This window comes from Mesorhizobium sp. M7A.F.Ca.CA.004.12.1.1, from assembly GCF_003997835.1.
Classification (GTDB): domain Bacteria; phylum Pseudomonadota; class Alphaproteobacteria; order Rhizobiales; family Rhizobiaceae; genus Mesorhizobium.
The window spans coordinates 1-4990 of sequence record NZ_RZRK01000465.1 but is presented as its reverse complement, the minus strand read 5'-3'; the positions used below and the strand labels follow the sequence as shown (position 1 = coordinate 4990).

General features: G+C 63.1%; 3 protein-coding genes and 3 pseudogenes. 3 read left to right on the top strand and 3 right to left on the bottom strand.

Annotated features, from left to right (window positions below):
- Positions 1-234 precede the first annotated feature (234 nt).
- From EN984_RS38935 to EN984_RS22585, 3 pseudogenes are all read right to left on the bottom strand, one after another.
- Positions 235-466: pseudogene (locus tag EN984_RS38935) on the bottom strand (IS5/IS1182 family transposase); the annotation flags it as partial.
- Positions 467-552: 86 nt separating this feature from the next.
- Positions 553-1597, bottom strand: a pseudogene (fni, locus tag EN984_RS22590) (type 2 isopentenyl-diphosphate Delta-isomerase).
- 88 nt (positions 1598-1685) lie between these two features.
- Positions 1686-2579: pseudogene (locus EN984_RS22585) on the bottom strand (hypothetical protein); the annotation flags it as partial.
- 902 nt (positions 2580-3481) lie between these two features.
- On the opposite strand from EN984_RS22585, the gene EN984_RS22575 reads away from it, so the two are divergent.
- From EN984_RS22575 to EN984_RS22565, 3 genes are read left to right on the top strand one after another with little or no spacing between them, the layout of a single operon-like run.
- The gene (locus EN984_RS22575) at positions 3482-3778 is read left to right on the top strand and encodes a DUF2604 domain-containing protein (RefSeq protein WP_024505654.1); all 297 of its coding nucleotides are present in this window, start codon (positions 3482-3484) and stop codon (positions 3776-3778) included.
- Complete coding sequence (locus EN984_RS22570; RefSeq protein ID WP_024505653.1) at positions 3771-4388, top strand: putative metal-binding protein; 618 nt, start codon at positions 3771-3773, stop codon at positions 4386-4388. The genes EN984_RS22575 and EN984_RS22570 overlap by 8 nt, the downstream gene beginning before the upstream one ends.
- On the top strand, positions 4385-4873 hold the full coding sequence (locus EN984_RS22565; protein WP_024505652.1) for a Mov34/MPN/PAD-1 family protein: 489 nt from the start codon (positions 4385-4387) through the stop codon (positions 4871-4873). Before EN984_RS22570 ends, EN984_RS22565 begins: the two co-directional genes overlap by 4 nt.
- Positions 4874-4990 lie beyond the last annotated feature (117 nt).

Genomic DNA, 4990 nt, shown 5'->3' with positions numbered 1-4990 from the left:
GCCTATGTCGCATCCCCAACATCGTCGCACACCGGACAATGCCGGACGAAATTGTCCCGGGGCGTCAAATTGGTTTGATGGTGACCCAAGGAGTTCTGGCTTTATCTGAGGCGTTCGGCCTTTTTCGAAAGCCGGACTCTTCGCGCGTTTCCGACGGCCCGAAGCGCCTGATCAAAGCTGACGGCATTCCCGGGTCTTGGCCTTGCCACAGCAGCACCTGCTGCATCAATTCCGACGGACGCTGTAGAACACCTGCAACACACGGCCCGCAGCAATTTCTCCGGCGCAACGCTGGGGCGACCGCCTTTGGCACTGCAGGCGTACATGCCGGAAAGGATGCCGTCTAGCCGCACCAGCGCTCCATTGATCATCAGCCGGTGCGGGCACCAGGATGACCGGCTGGAACGAAATCTTCCAACCGCTTCATCGTGAACAGCTGCTCCATGAACACATCGCTCCCGTCAATCGAGCCGTCTCGCCAGGGGGATCAATAGTCTGTCTTTGGCGTAGGTATTTCAGCAGCCTGCTGTTAGCGTGCGGACGACGCCGACATCAACCGGCGGACAAATGCGACGAGGGCAACAAGCGCGCCTGACGCAACGCCGCCAGATCAGCCGAGCCCGTGCAGAAGCAGGCGACGGCCAACTGGCGGATGACGATCTCGAAATGCGCGACAACGGCCCCGGTGGACACTGTCGCCGCGCCCAGCACGCTGGCCGCCTGCCCGGCGATGTCCGCGCCCAGGCGGATGGCCTTGGCCACGTCGACGCCATCGCGGATCCCGCCCGACGCGATCAGCTTCACCGTTGGCAGCGCCCGACGCACCGCCTGCACGCTGGTCAGGGTGGAATCCCCCAATCGGCGAATGACATCGCCACTGCACGGTCGGCGGCATTGCGGGCGCGCTCGCCCTCCACTGCGGCCCAACTGGTGCCGCCGGCGCCGGCGACATCGATTACCGCCACGCCCGCCTCGACGAGCGCACAGGCACCGAGGCGGACAGGCCCGCCCCCACTTCCTTGGCCACCATCGGCACGCCCACGATGCGCGCGGCGCCAGCGATCAGCGCCAGGACGCCGCGCCAGTTCGCGGTCGCCCTCCGGCTGTACCGCTTCCTGCAGCGGATTGAGATGGACGATGAGCCCATCGGCCTCCAGCGCGTCCACCGCGCGACGCGCCAGGTCCAGGCCGTCGGCCTCCCGCAGTTGCGCGGCGCCGATATTGGCCAGCAAGGGAATGTCTGGCGCCAGGCGGCGCAGCGCGCGCGTTAGCCCCTGGGAGTTGCGGGATTGCAGGCTCACACGCTGCGAACCGCACATGGCGATCCCCAAGGCTTGCGCTGCCTCGCTCAAATGCCGGTTGATGGCCTCGGCCCGTGGCATGCCGCCGGCCATAGAGCTGATCAGCAGCGGCGCGCGCATAGCCTTGCCCAGCAGCGAGGCGCGCAGGTCGATCTGCGTCAGGTCCAACTCGGGCAGTGCGCAGTGTTCGAAATGGATGTACTCCCAGCCAGCGGCCACCGTGGCCGGCGCCGTTCGCCGATCCAGCACGATGTCCAGATGTTCGTCCTTCCCCGGCTCAGGGCGGTGTCGCTCATGCTCGCTCCATCCGTAGCAGCGGGCGACGGCGTTGCGTCGGATCGAACCGACGGCAGCGCGCCCAAGCCGCCGCCTCCGGCGCGTCCAGGCCGACGCACGCTGGCCTCCCCCTGCAGCGTCGCTGCGATAGCGGCTGGTCGAAGTCTGGTAGTACTGCGCGCGGATCGCCGCCATCGCCTCGATCAACGGTCCCCACGGCGCGGGAAAGCATTCTTCCGCCATCACCCGGTGCAGCATGCGCGTATGGCCGGCCAACTCGTCGTTGAGGAACTCAACCACAGGCATAGCCGGATAGCGCTGCAGAAGCAGGATCGCCGCGTTATCGCCGGCCGACCTGTCCTTGTCGCGTCCATGCAGATCGTTCTGCAGGCGCCCTATCACTGAGATGAGCCGCAGGACCTGGCGAAACGCTGGACGCGCGCGCAAGGTCGCCATGTCCAGCCCCCACAGCAGCGACAGGCAACAGAACACGGTCCCGTAAGCGATCGAATCGATGCCGTTGTGCAGGTACTCGGCGTAAGACCAGCGTCGCGCCCCTGCCGCCTGCGCGTGTCCGGCGCGCAGCGCCGCGCAGTAGCACCGGGTATAGTCGAGAAGCCGAGCATAGTCGTGACGATCGTAAGCGAGCGCAGCCAGCGAAGCGCGCAGCTGAGCGCAGCCCTCGAATCCGGAGAGCACGCACGGTACGCCGTGCCCCAGCGCCTGCTCCAGGGCGGCGAGCTGCTCCGGCGCGATCAGGCCAACGTCGTTGCAATCGTCTAGCCAGAACAGCAGCGCCAGTTCGCGATAGAACGCCACGATCAGCGTTTCGTCCTGCGGATCGCGGCCGGTGCGGGCGCTGGTGTCGCGCAGGCTCGGGTGAATGCGTTGCAGGATATACTGGCCGCCCCTTACCGCTTCCTCAGCATGCTCATCCGCGAAACCGGTCAGGGCACGCCCCCACTCAAGCACCTGCTGCAGCGCGCGTTCGGTCTGGATCATGGCGCCGCCCCTGCTCCCTCGGCTACGACGCGCCGCCCACAACGAAGCGCCAGCCACAACCCGGCGAGACCGCATCTCCGCGCCATAACGGCGATCGCGAAGTTATCGATCCGATTGCCAGTTGCTGATGCAAGCTCTTGTGAACGGCCGTTAGGACCGGCCCGCAGCCTCGCCGGCAGTATCGAGCAATCCGCTTGCGCCGGCTCGCCATAGCAGGCGAGGACGGCAAGGTCGCCGGCGGCAAACGCACGCGAGCACATTGCAAGCGACATCCGCGAACGCGGCGCCGACTGGTCAGCCTCCGCCTCGGTGCCCGCATATGTCCGCGAGTCGAGCAGCGCCTTCGCCACGAAATGAGCAGAACGCCTTACGAGCATCGACCGCCGGCTGCTGCGCATGGGCGATGATGAGGCATGGTCTCGCAGCGGACCCGTTCCGACAGATGCTGCACCAGGGACGAGGCGACCTTATCCAACAAGGCACCACTTGCGCTGTTTGTGGAGACGAGCGTCGGCTGCATCCATGCGGCTGCTTGAGTGGTGAAGACTCTGAACGACGGTTCCTACGGCGCTGCCGGCGCAATCGGCTGCTTGGGGGACGCGTGACGCAGTCAAAGCTCCCCTTGCCAAGCACGGAGCAGGCGAGTGAGAGAGCAGATGAATAGGCGTGTCGCCAATATTTTTGCATTGCTCTAATCGATTATAGTTGTGAGGAGCAATTTGAGACCATTTACTTGCGGCTCAAGTCACCCATAAAAGAAAGCAAGCACCGATTCGGTAGCTTATCCCCTGTCTTTCGCGTACTCGCGGCCGTGGCGCCGGGTGAACGATTGAAGACCGCCGGTCTCACTCGCAGGTGGGCGCCAGGGCGTGGGGCGGTTGGCAAGCCACAGGAGTAGGACAATGTCGAAGGATTCGGGTAAGGGCGATAATCACGGCGGCGGACCGGGCAAGATCGAGATCACGGTGGTGGTGAACGGCCAGCCCACGCAGGTCGAAGCCAATCCCAACCAGCCGCTTCACGTCATTCGTACCAAAGCCCTTGAGAACACGCAGAATGTCGCCCAACCAGCCGAGAATTGGGAATTCAAGGATGAGGCCGGCAACTTGCTCGATGTCGACAAGAAGCTTGGCGACTTCGGTTTCCCGAATACTGTGACCCTGTTCCTCAGCCTGAAGGCGGGCGTCGCAGGTGCCTAAACACCAAAGTGTGGATCCGGAGGTCTCCCGAGCGAAGTTTGATCGGGAGATCGGCCGGTTCCGGCCATATGCTGATGTCTATCGGGCTCAGGGCTGCTTCTTGATCGAGGCGACCTTTCCGCGCGCTTTCTTCATTTTCGCCAGCCCCAAGTTAAAGCCACGGGTGGTCAGCGCAGCGAGCGAGGTCGACTTCACCGACTACGACTTAAGACCACCGTCCGTGGTCTTCGTCGATCCGTTTACGCGTCATCCGATTGCCCGGAAAGATCTATACCTGAAAATGCTTAGACGTCCGCCGCTGCCCGGAACGCCGCCGGAGATGATAGGAGCTCTCATCCAGCAGAACGCCGTGCCGCTGACGGACTTCATCCAGGCCAACAGTCCCGAGGACGAACCATTCCTGTGCATGGCGGGCGTCCGGGAATACCACGACAATCCAGCCCATTCAGGTGATCCATGGCTGCTTCATCGGGGTTCTGGCGAAGGCTGTTTGGCCTTCATCCTGGACAAGATCATCAAGTACGGAATCGTTCCTATAGAGCAGTTGCAGATTCAACTCCAACCGACAATCGTAGGAATGGTGGTATCCCCTCAGGCGATACAAGAATGACTGGTTTGAGAGATGTAACGATCGTGACTCTCCCGCGCGGCTGCATCTCGACCACGCATGGGCATCTGCGCTCAGTTGGTCGCGAGGGCAATGAGGGGATGGCGCTCTGGGTCGGCGTTCAGCAAGAGCGGCACTTTGCCGTAACAGAGACGGTTATCCCGGCGCAGCGTCACATTCGGACAAACGATGGCGTTTGCGTGATCGTTGCGGCCGAAGAACTGCACCGGCTCAATGTCTGGCTCTACAAAAGCGGCCTGAAACTCTTGGCCCAGATTCACAGCCATCCGGGCCGCGCCTACCATTCGACGACGGACGACGCTTATGCGGTTGCTACCACGGTTGGGTGTCTGTCGCTGGTCGTGCCGAATTTCGCCCGCGAGCCTTTCGATTTTGCTCGGGTCGCCGCCTATCGGCTTGACGAAAAGGCCAAATGGAATGCGCTCCCTCCCGCGGCACTGTCGCGAATGATCATGATATCGAGTTGAACAATGGCATTCGCTAACTTCATCGATCGCGCCGCCACGGCGGCATCTCAGGTCCTGGCCGATTTTCATCTGGGAGACTTCAAAGCAGCTCTTGAAAAGCAGGTCGTGGCAGTCGCC